Origin of the sequence: Roseofilum reptotaenium CS-1145 (genome assembly GCF_028330985.1) — a bacterium.
GTDB lineage: Bacteria > Cyanobacteriota > Cyanobacteriia > Cyanobacteriales > Desertifilaceae > Roseofilum > Roseofilum reptotaenium.
Map to the genome: position 1 here is coordinate 40,806 of NZ_JAQMUE010000035.1, position 14,476 is coordinate 55,281.

The 14,476-nt window shown below is 42.8% G+C and carries 17 protein-coding genes, 6 tRNA genes and 1 pseudogene; 15 read left to right on the top strand and 9 right to left on the bottom strand.

Going from position 1 to position 14,476, the window contains the following annotated elements; translation table 11 throughout:
- Positions 1-5: 5 nt before the first annotated feature.
- Both uraD and uraH read right to left on the bottom strand, forming a co-directional pair.
- The gene (gene uraD / locus PN466_RS05635; protein ID WP_271937661.1) at positions 6-506 is read right to left on the bottom strand and encodes a 2-oxo-4-hydroxy-4-carboxy-5-ureidoimidazoline decarboxylase; all 501 of its coding nucleotides are present in this window, start codon (positions 504-506) and stop codon (positions 6-8) included.
- Positions 507-590: 84 nt separating this feature from the next.
- A complete protein-coding gene (gene uraH, locus PN466_RS05640) occupies positions 591-953 on the bottom strand; it encodes a hydroxyisourate hydrolase (RefSeq protein ID WP_271937663.1) in 363 nt (120 codons plus the stop codon).
- 101 nt (positions 954-1,054) lie between these two features.
- Here uraH and PN466_RS05645 point away from each other — a divergent pair, with 101 nt between their 5' ends.
- Positions 1,055-2,533, top strand: coding sequence for a CIA30 family protein (locus PN466_RS05645; RefSeq protein WP_271937665.1), 1,479 nt, complete (start codon positions 1,055-1,057; stop codon positions 2,531-2,533).
- Here PN466_RS05645 and PN466_RS05650 read toward each other — a convergent pair.
- The 4 genes from PN466_RS05650 to PN466_RS05665 all read right to left on the bottom strand — a co-directional run bounded on the left by PN466_RS05650 (position 2,509) and on the right by PN466_RS05665 (position 5,892).
- The gene (locus PN466_RS05650) at positions 2,509-3,576 is read right to left on the bottom strand and encodes a sensor histidine kinase (protein WP_271937667.1); all 1,068 of its coding nucleotides are present in this window, start codon (positions 3,574-3,576) and stop codon (positions 2,509-2,511) included. The genes PN466_RS05645 and PN466_RS05650 overlap by 25 nt on opposite strands.
- Positions 3,577-3,580: 4 nt before the next feature.
- On the bottom strand, positions 3,581-4,735 hold the full coding sequence (locus PN466_RS05655; RefSeq protein WP_271937669.1) for an FIST signal transduction protein: 1,155 nt from the start codon (positions 4,733-4,735) through the stop codon (positions 3,581-3,583).
- A gap of 150 nt (positions 4,736-4,885) precedes the next feature.
- On the bottom strand, positions 4,886-5,374 hold the full coding sequence (locus PN466_RS05660) for a hypothetical protein (protein ID WP_271937670.1): 489 nt from the start codon (positions 5,372-5,374) through the stop codon (positions 4,886-4,888).
- Positions 5,375-5,565: 191 nt separating this feature from the next.
- Positions 5,566-5,892 (bottom strand): cupin domain-containing protein, encoded by a 327-nt coding sequence (locus tag PN466_RS05665; RefSeq protein ID WP_271937672.1) that lies wholly within the window; start codon positions 5,890-5,892, stop codon positions 5,566-5,568.
- A gap of 141 nt (positions 5,893-6,033) precedes the next feature.
- Between PN466_RS05665 and PN466_RS05670 the strand changes: the two genes are divergently transcribed.
- The 7 genes from PN466_RS05670 to PN466_RS05700 all read left to right on the top strand — a co-directional run bounded on the left by PN466_RS05670 (position 6,034) and on the right by PN466_RS05700 (position 7,336).
- Positions 6,034-6,108 (top strand) — tRNA-Asp (locus PN466_RS05670).
- A gap of 2 nt (positions 6,109-6,110) precedes the next feature.
- A tRNA-Ile gene (locus PN466_RS05675) sits at positions 6,111-6,186 on the top strand.
- A 3-nt stretch (positions 6,187-6,189) separates the two neighbouring features.
- Positions 6,190-6,263: transfer RNA gene (locus PN466_RS05680), tRNA-Trp, on the top strand.
- 3 nt (positions 6,264-6,266) lie between these two features.
- Positions 6,267-6,339 (top strand) — tRNA-Glu (locus PN466_RS05685).
- 62 nt (positions 6,340-6,401) lie between these two features.
- Positions 6,402-6,473 (top strand) — tRNA-Gln (locus PN466_RS05690).
- An 18-nt stretch (positions 6,474-6,491) separates the two neighbouring features.
- A tRNA-Lys gene (locus PN466_RS05695) sits at positions 6,492-6,567 on the top strand.
- A 127-nt stretch (positions 6,568-6,694) separates the two neighbouring features.
- Positions 6,695-7,336 carry a GNAT family N-acetyltransferase gene (locus PN466_RS05700; RefSeq protein ID WP_271937673.1) on the top strand — a complete coding sequence of 214 codons (642 nt, stop codon included), beginning with the start codon at positions 6,695-6,697 and terminating at the stop codon, positions 7,334-7,336.
- Here the strand turns inward: PN466_RS05700 and PN466_RS05705 are convergent.
- Positions 7,323-8,999: a M14 family metallopeptidase gene (locus PN466_RS05705; protein WP_271937674.1), complete on the bottom strand. Its 1,677-nt coding sequence runs from the start codon at positions 8,997-8,999 to the stop codon at positions 7,323-7,325. The two genes, PN466_RS05700 and PN466_RS05705, sit on opposite strands and share 14 nt — an antisense overlap.
- 127 nt (positions 9,000-9,126) lie before the next feature.
- Between PN466_RS05705 and PN466_RS05710 the strand changes: the two genes are divergently transcribed.
- The gene (locus tag PN466_RS05710) at positions 9,127-9,405 is read left to right on the top strand and encodes a hypothetical protein (protein ID WP_271937676.1); all 279 of its coding nucleotides are present in this window, start codon (positions 9,127-9,129) and stop codon (positions 9,403-9,405) included.
- A 9-nt stretch (positions 9,406-9,414) separates the two neighbouring features.
- A complete protein-coding gene (locus tag PN466_RS26205; RefSeq protein ID WP_390889974.1) occupies positions 9,415-9,591 on the top strand; it encodes a M28 family peptidase in 177 nt (58 codons plus the stop codon).
- Here the strand turns inward: PN466_RS26205 and PN466_RS05715 are convergent.
- On the bottom strand, positions 9,542-9,982 hold the full coding sequence (locus PN466_RS05715; protein ID WP_390889973.1) for a transposase: 441 nt from the start codon (positions 9,980-9,982) through the stop codon (positions 9,542-9,544). The two genes, PN466_RS26205 and PN466_RS05715, sit on opposite strands and share 50 nt — an antisense overlap.
- Before the next feature lie 110 nt (positions 9,983-10,092).
- A complete protein-coding gene (locus PN466_RS05720; RefSeq protein WP_271937678.1) occupies positions 10,093-10,593 on the bottom strand; it encodes a helix-turn-helix domain-containing protein in 501 nt (166 codons plus the stop codon).
- 81 nt (positions 10,594-10,674) lie between these two features.
- Here PN466_RS05720 and PN466_RS05725 point away from each other — a divergent pair.
- The 5 genes and pseudogenes from PN466_RS05725 to mutY form a co-directional block, all read left to right on the top strand.
- Positions 10,675-11,235, top strand: a pseudogene (locus tag PN466_RS05725) (M28 family peptidase); the annotation flags it as partial.
- A 9-nt stretch (positions 11,236-11,244) separates the two neighbouring features.
- The gene (locus PN466_RS05730; protein WP_271937680.1) at positions 11,245-12,159 is read left to right on the top strand and encodes a M28 family peptidase; all 915 of its coding nucleotides are present in this window, start codon (positions 11,245-11,247) and stop codon (positions 12,157-12,159) included.
- 204 nt (positions 12,160-12,363) lie between these two features.
- Positions 12,364-12,753: a dihydroneopterin aldolase gene (folB, locus tag PN466_RS05735; RefSeq protein WP_313898540.1), complete on the top strand. Its 390-nt coding sequence runs from the start codon at positions 12,364-12,366 to the stop codon at positions 12,751-12,753.
- 206 nt (positions 12,754-12,959) lie between these two features.
- The gene (locus PN466_RS05740; RefSeq protein ID WP_271937681.1) at positions 12,960-13,301 is read left to right on the top strand and encodes a DUF760 domain-containing protein; all 342 of its coding nucleotides are present in this window, start codon (positions 12,960-12,962) and stop codon (positions 13,299-13,301) included.
- 33 nt (positions 13,302-13,334) lie between these two features.
- Complete coding sequence (gene mutY / locus PN466_RS05745; RefSeq protein ID WP_271937683.1) at positions 13,335-14,465, top strand: A/G-specific adenine glycosylase; 1,131 nt, start codon at positions 13,335-13,337, stop codon at positions 14,463-14,465.
- The last annotated feature ends 11 nt before the right edge of the window (positions 14,466-14,476 follow it).

Sequence of the window (14,476 nt, forward strand, 5' to 3'; positions counted from 1 at the left end):
AATGTTTAGTTAACTACCCGATCGCCCAACCGAAATTGTACAATCTTAGTAATCTCATCTAGCGCTTGTTCTCGCTCTGCTTGCCGACTGTAATTTAATCGTTCTTCAAAAGCCTTTAAAATTTTATCTTGGGTTTGTCCTTTCACTGCCATAATAAAGGGAAAACCAAACTTATCCTGATAAGCTTGATTCAAAGATATAAACCGATCATACTGTTGGCGACTCAAGCGATCCAAACCTGCACCCGCTTGTTCGGCGATCGAATCTGGAGCCATTTTTACTCGACTCCCCAAATCAGGATGCGCTTGAATTAACGCCATTTTTTCCGCATCACTCAACTCCAGCATTTGGGAGATGAAGCTTTGATGAAGATGTTCCGTATCTCGAAATGGCCTCTTTTTCCAAGTTTGAGCTGCAAGAGTTGGCGTATCTTCAAAGACACTACCCAAAGCTTCCACAAAATGCTCTTGACTCATTTGATTAATTTGCGCGATCGTATAGGTCATTAGCTAATCGTGAAAACTTAAGACTATGTACATTTTTTTAACTCACAAGTAGAAAAGTGGAACCCGGTTTTCCCTATTCCCTAATTAACTTCCCCGATAAGTCGTATAAGACCAAGGAGACACCAACAAAGGTACATGATAATGACTATGGGGATTAGATACTCCAAACTGGATGGGAACCTGATCCAAGAAGACCGGCTCTGGTAAATTTCCGATCGCACGCTGAAAATAATCACCGACAAAAAAAACTAATTCGTAAGTGCCAACTTCCAACTCGCCCTCTTCCAATAAAGGAACATGGGTTCGGCCTTGCTCATTGGTTTTCGTCTGTTTGAGCAGGGTTTTAATCGGCGACTTGCGATCGACTGCCCATAACTCCAATGCCATTCCCACAGCAGGAGAACCTTGCGCCGTATCTAATACATGAGTTGTTAATTGACCAACCATATCCTCATCCTGACTCCATTTCCTAGGTTACTCAATCTTCCGTTCATTTTGCCTTCCTCCGTTAAGATAAACAAGGAGAGCAATCTACACAGCGTAAGAGAATGGCTTCTAAAACTCGCGTTCAAGGTAGTCGGAAACCCTGGGATTTCAATCGATTGATTGACACTCTAAACACCTTTGAAGTGTTTCCGATTCTCAGTAGTCTTCAGCGTGGGTTACGAACCCTCACCGGACAACCTCAACCGCCAAAAGGACAAACTATGGGTACAATTCTAGTTGTTGGAGCCACGGGTGGAGTCGGAAAACGGGTCATTCGCCGTTTAGTCGAACGTAAGATACCCGTCCGCGCTCTGGTGCGTGATACCAAGCGAGCAGAATCTATTTTAGGTCAAGGAATTGAATTATTTGAAGCGGATTTAACCCTTTCCGAAACCCTGAAACCGGAAATGATGCAAGATGTCATTTCTGTTATTTGCTGTTCGGGTACTCGCGTGCAACCCGTCGAGGGCGATACCCCCAACCGTGAGAAGTATTATCAAGGGGTAAAGTTCTATCTGCCGGAAGTGGTAGATAGTCCAGAAATGGTGGAATATAATGGCATGAAAAATCTGATCCGCAGGGTAGCCCCCTACCTAAGTCGGGCGGATGAACGGATGATTTTCGATTTTACCAATCCTTCATCAAGTTTGAAGACCACTTGGGGAGTGATTGATGATGTGGTGATGGGGGGAGTGAGTTCGAGCGAACTACGCATTACTCCGAACTATGGTTTATTTACGGGCGAAGTTTCTACTGCTAACTCTGGAGGATTTGTTTCCATTCGCACAAAGAACTTTGAACCCTGTCTGAATTTAGCTGGATATGAAGGGATTAGTCTGCGAGTACAAGGGGATGGTAAGCGTTATAAGTTTATTCTCCGCAATGAGGCTCGATGGGATGGGATCAGTTATTGCTATTCCTTTGATACCCTCAATAATACTTGGATGACGGTGGATATTCCGTTTGATCGCCTGATTCCCATTTTTCGCGCTAAAACCTTGCCGAGTGCCCCGCCATTTGACCCCAGTCAGACCTATGCTATTCAACTGATGCTCAGTAAATTTGAGTATGATGGAGGTCTCAATCCTCAGTTTTCTCCAGGACGCTTTGGTCTAGAAATTGGCTCCATCCGCGCCTATGGAGGGCCGAATTTACCGAAATTTGTGCAGATTAGTTCCGCAGGAGTGACTCGTCCAGGAAGACCGGGTTTAAATCTGGATGAGGAACCGCCAGCCGTGAGACTCAACGATCAACTCGGTGGCATTTTAACCTGGAAGTTGCGAGGTGAGGATGCGATTCGAGAAAGTGGGATTCCCTATACGATTATTCGTCCCTGTGCCTTAACTGAAGCACCAGGGGGCAATGGTTTAGAAGTGGCTCAAGGGGATAATATTCGTGGTCAAGTCAGTCGTGAGGATATTTCTGAATTGTCTATTCAGATATTATCCCAACCCCAAGCCTGTAATTTAACGTTTGAGGTAAGAGCAAAAGAGGGTGAGCAAATGCAGGATTGGGATCAAGTGTTGGTTGGTTTAAGTTGAGGGGAGATGGGAATTTGAATGATAAATTCGGTTCCCTTTCCTGGAGTAGAGTGGCATAGAATTTGACCCATGTGGGTTTCAGTAATAATTTGATGACTAATCGCTAAACCCATTCCGGTTCCTTGACCGATGGCTTTGGTGGTGAAGAAGGGGTTAAAAATATGGGGTTGGACGGTTTCAGGAATACCTCTGCCATTATCGGAGATCGTGATTTGTATCCAGTCGGAGTTCACTGTAGTGGTGGAGACAATAATCTGAGAACTTTGAGGGTTAGGTAGTTCTTCTAGGGCATCTATAGCATTAGCGAGAATATTCATAAATACTTGGTTGAGCTGTCCTGGATAGCACTCTATTACAGACAACTTGCCATAATTTCGGGTGACTTGGATTTCTGGGCGATCGGGTTGCTCTTTGAGGCGATGCTGTAGGATCATTAGGGTGCTATCAATGCCTTCATGGATATCGACTTCCTTAACGTCAGCTTGATCCATGCGGGAGAATGTACGTAAAGATAAAACAATTTCACAAATACGCTCTGTGCCAATTTTGATGGATTTTAAAATTTTGGGTAAATCTTCCTCCACAAATTCTAAATCATGGTGATTAATATAGTCTTGAATCACGTCTTGAGGGTCGGAATCGTATTCTTGATACAGATGAATCATCCCTAACAAGTCTTGAAAATATTCTTCAATATGACTTAAGTTTCCGTAAATGAAGCTAACAGGATTATTGATTTCATGGGCTACTCCAGCAACCAAATGACCCAAACTCGACATTTTTTCAGCTTGGATCAGTTGGGCTTGGGTGCGTTTGAGTTTGGATAAAGTTTCTTCTAATTGGCGCTTTTGCGCGACTTCTTCTTGGGAGTTTTTCAATTCGACGATCACTTGTCGAAGTAAAGATTCTTTTTTTTCATTGGTTTCTTCTAACTCTAGACAGTTCTTCTCGGATCGCTCTAATTTCTTGCGTAAAATTCGGTTTTCTTTTTCCAGTCGCGCGATTTTTTCTCCCATATCTAGGGTGTCTAGAGTTTGCGACATGATGTTATTCTTCTCCCAAGAGCAAGGCAATAAATGTTTCATTATGAAAATAGGATGTACCGTGTTGTTCTAATGGAGCAATCTCTCCATTCGTATAAAAACCACAGGATACTAAGGTTTGTTTCAGACACTGTTGAGTTAAATTATACTCTTCAAGGGTACGACTGCCTAGGATTTGTCGCCGACTAGCACAGGAAAAGAAGAGTATTGTACTCGGTTGGCTTCCAGGATAGTTCTGGATCGCTTGTTGCATGGAGGCTTGAGAGGCTAGGAGAATGCGATCGCGGGTTGTTTCTGTAATTTGTACGATTGCCTGTTCTGGAATATCGCCAAAGAAGGTTACGCTTCCCAATGTCGGATTGTAGGAGCCACTCGGCGCTCGCATGTAAGAATACTGCCGTGTGGGATCAAACACCATCAGGGGGTATTCAGAGGACGGAGGATGTTCTCCTAAATAGCGGTAATAAAAGTCTAAGGCACGATGATGGTCAATTTCATAAACTACATTGTCTTCGACTTTGGTGACTTGACCGACTGTACCAATCGGGTTCCAACCGCTGGCTAATCCATGGGACAAGAGTAGATGTCCGGAAAAGACTAAAATGGGGATGGCATCGCTATAAACTTCATTTTTATAAAACTGATAACTTTGCTTAAAGCGCCATTGATCGGCAGTGAGTCCTCCAAAAATAGGGACTTTACCTAATAATTGATTGAGACAATCAACTAATTTAACGGCACTGACGGATGTGAGACCTTCAGGTAAAGTAATACAGAGTTTAATGGGTTGGGTCAGATCGGTTGTTGCTTGGGCGATCGCCTCTTCTAGTGCTCTATGGAAATCCTGTGAGATTCTCCGACCGATTCCAGCCCGGATTTGTAAGCGATCAGAGCAAAATAATATTAGAACCAGGGAATCTTGTTGAAACCCTAGAACTGAAGACATTTCTCCATCAGTTGTGCCTCCAATTAATTCGATTTCTGGATAAATAGATACAATTTTCTGTACAATTTCGGCATGATCGAAATCAATCGCCGCTAACAGAATTCCTGCTTGCGGCAAGTCTCCGGATAAGGCTCGATCGCATTGATTGAGAATCTCTACAATAGCGGACTCTGAGTCTGGATCATTGCTATGGCCGACTACTGTTTTAAACATAGATTTATTCCTAAAGAAAGTTTACATTTAATACTACAACCTTGGCAGCATGACTGAGGGAGCGATCGCTGAAATATTTCTTTGCTAGTACAATAGATTACAGATCTAGTGAATGAGAATCAGTTTAAATGACTAGAGCGCTCCTTTAATTTAATGATGAATTCTTAATATTTCGGTCAAGTCTTGACAAGCGCGATTGGCTTCTAACCAAAAAGCACACCAGAAGATAAAAAGAACGATGAAGGGTAAGGGAATAAACAGGAGGGTTTCTAGACCAACATCTTCTGAGAACAACGCAGCAAATAGAAATAAGAGTGAAGCGCTACCCCAAGATGAACCCCAAAAGAGGAGAAAAATACTAACGATAGGATGTAGACTCAAGGTAATATGAACTGCTGTTCCATTGGGTAAAGATTCAAATCGTCCTCGAACTTGAGGTAAAAAAGAATTGCGATAGTGAATGACTCGCCGAATTTTAAAGCCATCTTCGGAAATCGTACCGCAATAGGGAGCATGATTAGGAGGAACTCGCCATTGCCAGATCTTGGGGGCTTCAATATGAGGCTCTAGGTAACGGATAACTTCGGCTACAGAGGCTGAAGTTTCCAGGGTAATGCGATCGTAAGGTAAAATTCTCATAAGGACGACCATCCAGCTTAAAATGAAATATATTCAAAAGTAGATCACACCACAAAAATTGATGAGTCCAGAGTACTGAAATAATGAGCGGTTAGACTATTGGGCCAATCTGATCGAAAGATGTAAAGTTAGGGAACTGTCGTAAAAAACTGGGTTTTTAACTCCCAAAGATTCATTTCATCAATTGGACTTTAGGCGGGTAAGTGACCTGTTTTCGCGTAAAGTAGACAACCTTCCTGACTAAAAGGTGAATGACTGCTACCAACAGGAGACCTTAACCAAGTCCCTTTGGGATACTTGCCATACTCATCTTCCCAGACTCCATCCAAAACCAACACTTCTGAGCTACTTGAATGGGTATAGTGAGGATAATGTGTTAGAGCTTCCCACTTCATGAGAAAGACTTGTTCTGTATGAAAGCAACGTAGGGGCATCATTTGTAAACCGGAAACTTCTCCTGGTTGCCAAGATGCCTGGTTGGTATCGATGCAGACGTGGTTTTGGTCTTTAGGGGACATTTGGCAGAGTTTAACAAAGATAGTACAGCCCTCTTGACATTTTTGTAATACTTTTGTAGCATAAAGATGGGCCAAGGGAAAAAGAGCCTGAAATCTCTATCTCAAGCTATGTATATTGAAAACTAAAGAAATCCGTTTTATGGGGTTGTAGCTCAGTTGGTCTAGAGCGCCTGTCTGTCGAACAGGAAGTCACGGGTTCAAATCCCGTCAGCCTCGTTAGCAGTGTAGCTTAATGGTTAAAGCCCCAAGCTCATAACTTGGTCGATGTGGGTTCAAGTCCCACCACTGCCACCAAATGTAGGGATAGTGTAACGGTAACATCCTAGTCTCCAAAACTAGAATTTGAGGTTCAAATCCTTATCCCTACGCCAAATGGCCCCATCGTCTAGCGGCCAAGGACGTTCGACTTTCTATCGAAAAACACGGGTTCGAGTCCCGTTGGGGCTATAGGACTTTGCGCTGGTCATGAGTAATGTGGGGGTGTTGTCAGTTATCCCAGCATGATGCTTTGCTCTGTGGTGTAATGGCAACATCTCGCACTTTGAATGCGAAGATTCCAGGTTCAAGTCCTGGCGGAGCAGTCAATTAATTTTTCGGTTGGGTGGTTGGCAGAGCGGTAGATGCATCCGGCTTTTAACCAGAATCAGATAGGTTCAACTCCTACACTACCCCCCAAATCCTACTATAGACAAATAGGAAGAGGCGATCGCTATTGTCCTAAGATCGGAGTCAGGTAGCTGACTAGGAAAACTAAACCGTTATCTGGCTCTACAAGAGTTACTCATGTTGAGGATACCTAAATATGGATATTCAAATTAAGTTGTTTGACGATCTTCCTTTACTAAACGAAGTTCTGGACAACGGACTTTATCAAACCGTTTATGAATGTTTTTCAACTCCTCCATTTAATGAAAATGTTGTCCGTGAAAACGTTGAGTTTTATTTTCAAAAATATGTTCAATTTGGTAGTTTGCATCTTGCCTACTGTCAGGAGAGACCTATCGGTTTTATTGGAACTCTCCCGTTAGCTGAGACCAAAGAATTCAGAGAATTGTCGTTTCTGGGAACTTATGCTAATTTTCAGGGCAAGAAAGTTGAGCTAAATCAAGAATTCTTTAGTCAGCAAACACACTATAGAATTGAGGAATTCCGGTGTGTTTCTGATGTGGGAGTAGCCTTGGATTATCGTAAGCTAGGTTTAGCTAAACGGCTTTTACAAAGTGTATTTGCTTATTTTGATGATTCTACACCTTATATCTTGAGGACTACCGGCGATCCTGACTTTGCTTATGTGGTTGAACTGTATCAAAAAGTGGGATTTACCCTTGTACCCGTGACTCAAACAGTGGAATATCTTAACAAAGAAGGAGTACTGACTCAGAGAGAGAGCTGCATTTGTGTTAAATTGCCATCAGCATCTTCCATGGTTTCTAACTCAGGATAACTGAAGTTCGAACCGTTCCAGCCCGTTCGGCGATCGCCTTTACCCTTACCTCACTCCCGGCTTTCCCCTTTACTACCCAACTGCGATGGGTGCGATAGTCGGTCCCATTGGCAGATGCATTGAACCATTTATTAGAACGCCCTTCTAAAGGATCAATTTCCTGCTCTTGCTCCCCACTAATCAGGGTAACTCCTTCCGGTAGCCCTAATTTTACTCGCGTAGGACGTACTGCTTGCCGTTCTAGCGCCTTTTTACTGGTGTAAGTGGGCAAAAAGCCCAAATTTTCCCATTGTACGGTTATGCTGTAAATATCAGCCCCTTTGTGACTCACCTCACTACGAGCGACTGATAACCGGGGAGACATGAGTGCATGGGTAATGGCGAATTTGAAATGGCGATCGCAGATTTCTGGCAGTGCCTTCGCGGGTGCATTTTTCCACATTCTCTTCATATCCCATCCTGCAATCTCCACCTCTCCCAGTTGGGGATGTTCAAAACTTTGCCAAGGAATAAACCCCTTACCCTCCAAATACTCATCATTCCATTGCAGAATTTTCAGATCATCCTCTATTGGATGTTCCCGTCCCCACTCAATATTATTCTGCTTCTCCACACCCGCTTCCTTCGCCGCATCCCAGAGTTCTACCGTAAACCCAAACCATCCCCAATGATCGTAGCCATAATCATCCATTGCCCCATAAACCACCGTTTTTGGGTCATAACGAAAATCATGATAAACCGAAACACACTTATATTTTGTTAATTCACTACCTTTTTTCCCAATCAGTTGATAGATGCGTAAATCTTCGGTCGGCAAATGATCGTCTCCATGGGTACTATAAGGGCGTAAAATTAGCGCTCCAAACGTATGATAAGTCATAAACCCATTAATATTACGATGTTTGCGCCAAAACTCTGCTTCTGCACGAGTTTCAGGCTCAGAAAAAGGGAAATCTCCCGCGCCCTTTTGCTCGCCTTCCGGTTGCCAATAATAGGGATAATTACGATTAAAATCCAATCCTTCTAAAGCTGGCGAAATCTTAAACTCATAGCCATTATAATTATGGATTAAACCTTCTGGGACTAGGGTATAGTAAGTCCCTCCAAACTCATCCGGTTGCCGACGAATCATTAAGCGCGGATCATCCTCAGAGATCTTCCAAGCTCCGCAGGAATCTTTAATCCGCATATTCAGAATTAATCCATCTCCATTAATATCTTCTGGATATAAACCATCTTGCTGTTCAGATTCCGGATAGAGACGGGGACTAGACCGGAGATTATAGGGAGTTTGTAGATATTTTTCTGCCCCATCTACCGCAATTCTCGGCAAAATATATAGGGTATAGTTCTGTAATAAATGGGTGATTTGCGCATCTTGGTTATATTGAGTTAAAACCTGATAGAGAATATAACAAGCGACTGCCGAACCTGTAACTTCTGCTGCATGGGTATTAGCATCAATCCAATATCCAGGTTTTTCAAGAGCTGCTCCTGTCATTTGATCGGTCACAGTCGCCAACCAAATTTCTCGTCCTTCGTCCGTTGTCCCCAAACTTTTCAGTTGCATCAAATTCGGATAAACTTGAGCTATCTGGGTTAAGTAATCTGTCAGTTCTTGATAGGGGAAATAGTGACTGAAATCAAACGCCGGAATAGTCATCAGGACAATAGAGTGAGATTGTTTTATAATTGAGGATATTTTAGGACAAATAATCCAGATGATCAAGAAAAAGCTCAATTGGAGATTGCAGCGCAAATCTACTTGGATCAGATTGTCAATCTTGAGTATGATCTTGATCAGCATTTCCTGGGGAGGATGGAAAACCATGTTACAGATGCCAGGGGAAAGTTATCGGGATGCCCTGTCACCTTTAACGATAGAAGAGCAACAATTGGCACGAGATCTAGAAGCGGATGTCAACGAAATTGCCTCTGAACCCCATAATTATCTGGCTTATAATCGTTTACTGGCAACGGTTCAGTATCTAGAAACTGCTTTTGCAGATTCAGGATATCAAGTTAATCACTACAAATACAGGATTGATGACCAAGAATTTGATAACTGAGAAGTCGAAATCCCAGGCAAAACTAAAGCTGAAGAAATTATTGTAATTGGCGCTCATTATGACTCCGTAGCTCATGTTCCCGGAGCCAATGATAATGGTTCAGGAGCAGCAGCAGTTTTAGCCTTATACTATTTCTCTATGAAGTTGCGCTTAATAAGGCATCGACCAAGTAGTCCCATCCAGTAATCGAGGCGATCGTTACCTTATCGAAGGAATCAAGGACTTGTGAAAGCCTTTGCTGTAGGCTTTTCAGGTCTTTACAGTTCTGCCATCTTAGCTTGGCTTTTAATTCTTCCCATAATCGCTCAATGGGGTTGAGTTCCGGGCTATAAGCCGGTTGAAAAATGGGAATTATATTTTCTGGGAAATCTATATTTTTATGACAACCTGCATTATCTAGTTGCAGAAAATTCAGAGTTTCTGGAAATTCTTTTGATAACTGATTTACAAATAACTGAAAACACTGACCCTCTAGATGAGAAAACTCATAAAAATAGCTTTCTCCACTGATTATATCTACCGCACCATACAGATAAAAGTTCTCCCTTTTCCACTGTACACTTCCCTCGGGTTTCACTCCCTTTAGGGTAATCTTCTTTCCCCCAATTGTCTTGAGTCCTCAACGAGTCTCATCTCCCGCCAAGTATCTACACTTTTCCCCTTTTCCCAATAGCTTATACAATACACTTAAGGCTGATTTGATTTTTTTTTAAACGTTTCTTCTGCTTCCTTATGCTGATTTACGCTTCTCGGACGAGGCGTTTTTAATTTCCCTCCTAATTTATATCTCACCGTTTTATGAACCGTTTTATACTTGACTATCTCTCCCTGTTTTTCCTGCAACCATTCCTGAATTTCTCCATAACTATTAAATCCTTTCGGCTCATTTAGTCTCTCAGATAACTTCTCTAACAACTCTCCCTTAATTTTTCTTTCTTTTCCTGGCGCTTTTTTTACTTCTAATAGTTCCCTTATTCGACCTTTTCCATACTTTCTTAACCAACGAGTAATTGTTGCTTCATTCCTGCATAGCCTTTGACTTAGCTCTTTTCTCGTCGATACTTTACCTATTTTTAGCCAATACAGCATTTGTAATCTTTCCTTTTCACTGGCTGTTTTTGACTTGCTTAAGCGATTTTGAAGTTCCCCCACACTTTCTGAGACACTCACTTTTAACCGACCTGCCATAAATACCTCTATATTCCTTTGCTCTTTTCTACCCATTATTATACCCTTTCCCATGAAGCGCAGCTTCATAGGGAAAGGGTATTAGCTTGTAGATTTGCGGGAAAACCACAACAGCGAACCCTGAGATTTTTAGAATTTGTCTATGAAGAACCCCCTTTTTTCGGGACACCCGATATGGGAAGTTTAGTCTATGCCAAAATTTGTAAGCAGCGCCAAGACAATATTGTGGGGATGATAAGTTCAGAAACTCTGGGATACTATTCTGATGAACTAGGAAGTCACCAGTATCCTACGCCTTTAAATTTATTTTATCCCCTGCAAGGTAACTTTATTGCTTTTATTGGTAATATGGATTCTGGTAACTGGGTAAAACAAGTCATTGGATCGTTTCGTCAGCATACTCAATTCCCCTCGGAATGGGCAGCCTTTCCTAACCTTTTACCAGGAATTAGTTGGTCAGATTATTGGTCATTTTGGCAGCAGGGATATCCAGCTTTAATGATTACGGATACGGCTCCCTTTCGCTATCCCTATTATCATACGGCTGAAGATACTCCGGATAAAATTGATTATGGGAAATTAGCGCGAGTTGTGGCAGGGTTAGAGCGAGTCATCCATGATGTTACCCATTATATAAATTAATAGAAAACTATGTTAAAGATGCCAGGGGAAAGTTATCAGGATGCACTCTTGCCTTTGATGGTAGAAGAGCAAGCATTAGCAAAAGAGCTAGAGGTCGATGTCAAGGAAATCGCCTCCGAACCCCATAATTATCTCGCTTATAATAATTTACTGGTAACGGCTCAGTATCTAGAAACTGAGTTTACTTGTGCAGGATATCAAGTTACTCACTACAAATACAGGATTGATGACCAAGAATTTGACAACTTGGAAGTCGAAATTCCAGGCACAACTAAAGCGGAGGAAATTATTGTAATTGGCGCTCATTATGATTCTGTAGCTCATGTTCCTGGAGCTAATGACAATGGTTCGGGAGCAGCAGCAGTTTTAGCCTTAGCTCGGCGGTTTGCGGGAAAACCACAACAGCGAACCCTGAGATTTGTAGAATTTGTGAATGAAGAAAATCCTTTTGGCTGGACAGAAGATATGGGAAGTTTAGTTTATGCCAAAATTTGTAAGCAGCGCCAAGACAATATTGTTGGCATGATGAGTCTGGAAACTATGGGATACTATTCTGACAAGCCAGGGAGTCAACAGTATCCTGCTCCTTTAAATTTATTTTATCCTCTGCAAGGAAACTTTATTGCTTTTGTTGGGAATCTTGACTCTGGGAACTGGGTACAACAAGTAATAGGATCGTTTCGTCAGCATACTCTCTTTCCATCAGAGGGGGCAGCACTGCCTAACTTTTTGCCAGGAGTTGGATGGTCGGATCATTGGTCATTTTGGCAGCAAGGATATCCCGCTTTAATGGTTACTGATACTGCTCCTTTTCGCTATCCCTATTACCATAGGGTTGAAGATACCCCAGATAAGATCAATTATGGGAAATTAGCGCGAGTTGTGGCAGGTTTAGAGCGAGTGATTCGTGATGTTGCCAATTAGAATGTTCTGTACTATTTTGGCTAATTTGTATTTACCCATCATAATGCTTACCTCTGTCTAAATCATTTTAATTCATAGGAATATCTTATTCTCAAGTTACACTACTGGTGAAAAAAGTGTACTCCTTACTCATTCCCGTTGCCTGCTGTCCCCTGATAATGGGATAATCAACGGCACAAACTCTTTATCCCTGCCCTTAAGTTAATGATGGATTGTATTCACGTCTCCAATATTCGCTGTTATGGATATATTGGCTACTTACCGGAAGAAAAAATACTGGGACAATGGTTTACAGTTGAGCTGTCTCTATGGTTAGATGTATCTGTATCTGGAGCGAGTGATGATCTTGATGATACGTTCAATTATTGTGAAGCGATTGAGATCGTTAAAGGAATTGTCAGTAGCAATAAATTTGACCTAATTGAGAAATTGGCGACGGCGATCGCCGATGAACTGCTGAACCGAGAAAACCAACCCCATCAACGTCCTCCTCTACAAAAAGTCGGCGTGCGCGTGATCAAATCTCCTCCCATACCCGACTTTGGCGGCCAAGTCACGGTTGACATTACTCGCACAAATCCCCAATTTGCCTAATTTCAGTCAACGGAGCAGATCGATTATCGATTATATTCAATTCGCTTGAGGACCCCCGCCTTTTGCAAGAAACTGTTACATTAGTTTATAGGCAGGTGAGATTGACAATACACTACAGCAGTAGACTCTTGTTCAATCTCGAATGCAAAAGCGGCTCCAACCTAAAAGGCTAGAAGTTGTCGCGGTGAACTGTACGGAGGTCTAACGTGAATAACCCGTCGAATCAAAATCCTGAATTATTTCAGGGCGACACTGACAATAACTTATTATGGGACTATGTTCAATCCTTGAGTCCGGAAACCGTGGCTCAACTCTCTAAACCTACCTCTTCGGAAGTTTTCCAAGTCATGGAAAATAACATCATGGGACTTCTGGGACATCTCCCATCAGAACAGTTTGGGGTTACCGTAACAACCAACCGAGAAAACCTAGGTCGCCTCTTAGCCTCTGCCATGATCAGTGGCTATTTTTTGCGTAATGCCGAACAGCGTATGATGTTTGAACATACTTGGTCAGCTTCTGAATCCCACGCAAGTGAGACTGAATAAGGTTTACTGAAGTCAAGTTTCCAGTAAGTTCAGGTGTCTTCATTATCTAAATCACTACAAACTCCTTGGAAGTCGCCTGAACCGGCTGTTCTTGAAGATCTCCGGACTTCTTTGCTGCGCTGGTATGGTGATGCGGGTCGGGTCTTGCCTTGGCGAAAAGAACGAGACCCTTACCCCATTTGGATTTCCGAGATCATGCTCCAGCAAACCCAAGTGAAGACGGTTCTACCCTATTACGATCGCTGGTTGCACGCTTTTCCCTCCCTAGAAACCTTAGCCCAAGCTGACCTGCAACAGGTGCTGAAACTTTGGGAGGGACTCGGTTATTATAGCCGGGCGCGAAATTTACATCGAGCAGCCCAGCAAGTCATGGAAGAGCATCAGGGCATTTTTCCCCAACAGCTAGAAGCGGTTTTAAGTCTACCGGGTATTGGCCGGACAACGGCTGGAGGTATTCTCAGCGCTGCCTTTAATCAGCCCATTTCCATTTTAGATGGCAATGTTAAACGCATTTTGGCTAGACTAATAACGCTACCGAAGCCCCCAGGGAAATCCCAGAAACAGCTTTGGGAATTATCGGATGCTATTCTAGATCGGGATAATCCTAGAGACTTTAATCAAGCCTTGATGGACTTAGGGGCAACCCTTTGTACTCCGAAAGTGCCAAAGTGCGATCGCTGTCCTTGGAATTCCCATTGTCTCGCCCATCAAACCGGAACCCCTACCCATTGGCCCATGCGTGAAACTCCCCCTGTTCGGCCCCACAAAAACATCGGTGTTGCTGTCATCTGGAACGATCGAGGACAACTGCTCATTGACCGTCGTTTAGACAAAGGATTACTTGGGGGTTTGTGGGAATTCCCAGGTGGCAAGCTCGAACCGGGCGAAACTCTGCCAGAATGTATTAAACGGGAAATTCAAGAGGAATTAGCGATCGACATAGAAGTGGGAGATCATCTGATTACCATTGACCATGCCTATACCCATTTTCGAGTCACCTTAAATGTCTACAACTGTCGTTACTGTTCCGGCACGCCGCAAGCCATAGAATGCCAAGAAATTCGCTGGGTTACCTTAGAAGAATTAGACCAATTTCCCTTTCCCAAAGCTAATCTGAAAATTATTGAAGCCCTACGCGAGCAGGGAATAGGGTATAAGCAATAGCTTGTATTGCT

Bases quoted from the DNA above. Each gene is read 5' to 3' on its own strand.
- uraD (WP_271937661.1), bottom strand. From the start codon at position 506: ATGACCTATACGATCGCGCAAATTAATCAAATGAGTCAAGAGCATTTT.
- uraH (WP_271937663.1), bottom strand. From the start codon at position 953: ATGGTTGGTCAATTAACAACTCATGTATTAGATACGGCGCAAGGTTCT.
- PN466_RS05645 (WP_271937665.1), top strand. From the start codon at position 1,055: ATGGCTTCTAAAACTCGCGTTCAAGGTAGTCGGAAACCCTGGGATTTC.
- PN466_RS05650 (WP_271937667.1), bottom strand. From the start codon at position 3,576: ATGTCGCAAACTCTAGACACCCTAGATATGGGAGAAAAAATCGCGCGA.
- PN466_RS05655 (WP_271937669.1), bottom strand. From the start codon at position 4,735: ATGTTTAAAACAGTAGTCGGCCATAGCAATGATCCAGACTCAGAGTCC.
- PN466_RS05660 (WP_271937670.1), bottom strand. From the start codon at position 5,374: ATGAGAATTTTACCTTACGATCGCATTACCCTGGAAACTTCAGCCTCT.
- PN466_RS05665 (WP_271937672.1), bottom strand. From the start codon at position 5,892: ATGTCCCCTAAAGACCAAAACCACGTCTGCATCGATACCAACCAGGCA.
- PN466_RS05700 (WP_271937673.1), top strand. From the start codon at position 6,695: ATGGATATTCAAATTAAGTTGTTTGACGATCTTCCTTTACTAAACGAA.
- PN466_RS05705 (WP_271937674.1), bottom strand. From the start codon at position 8,999: ATGACTATTCCGGCGTTTGATTTCAGTCACTATTTCCCCTATCAAGAA.
- PN466_RS05710 (WP_271937676.1), top strand. From the start codon at position 9,127: ATGATCTTGATCAGCATTTCCTGGGGAGGATGGAAAACCATGTTACAG.
- PN466_RS05720 (WP_271937678.1), bottom strand. From the start codon at position 10,593: ATGGCAGGTCGGTTAAAAGTGAGTGTCTCAGAAAGTGTGGGGGAACTT.
- PN466_RS05730 (WP_271937680.1), top strand. From the start codon at position 11,245: ATGTTAAAGATGCCAGGGGAAAGTTATCAGGATGCACTCTTGCCTTTG.
- folB (WP_313898540.1), top strand. From the start codon at position 12,364: ATGATGGATTGTATTCACGTCTCCAATATTCGCTGTTATGGATATATT.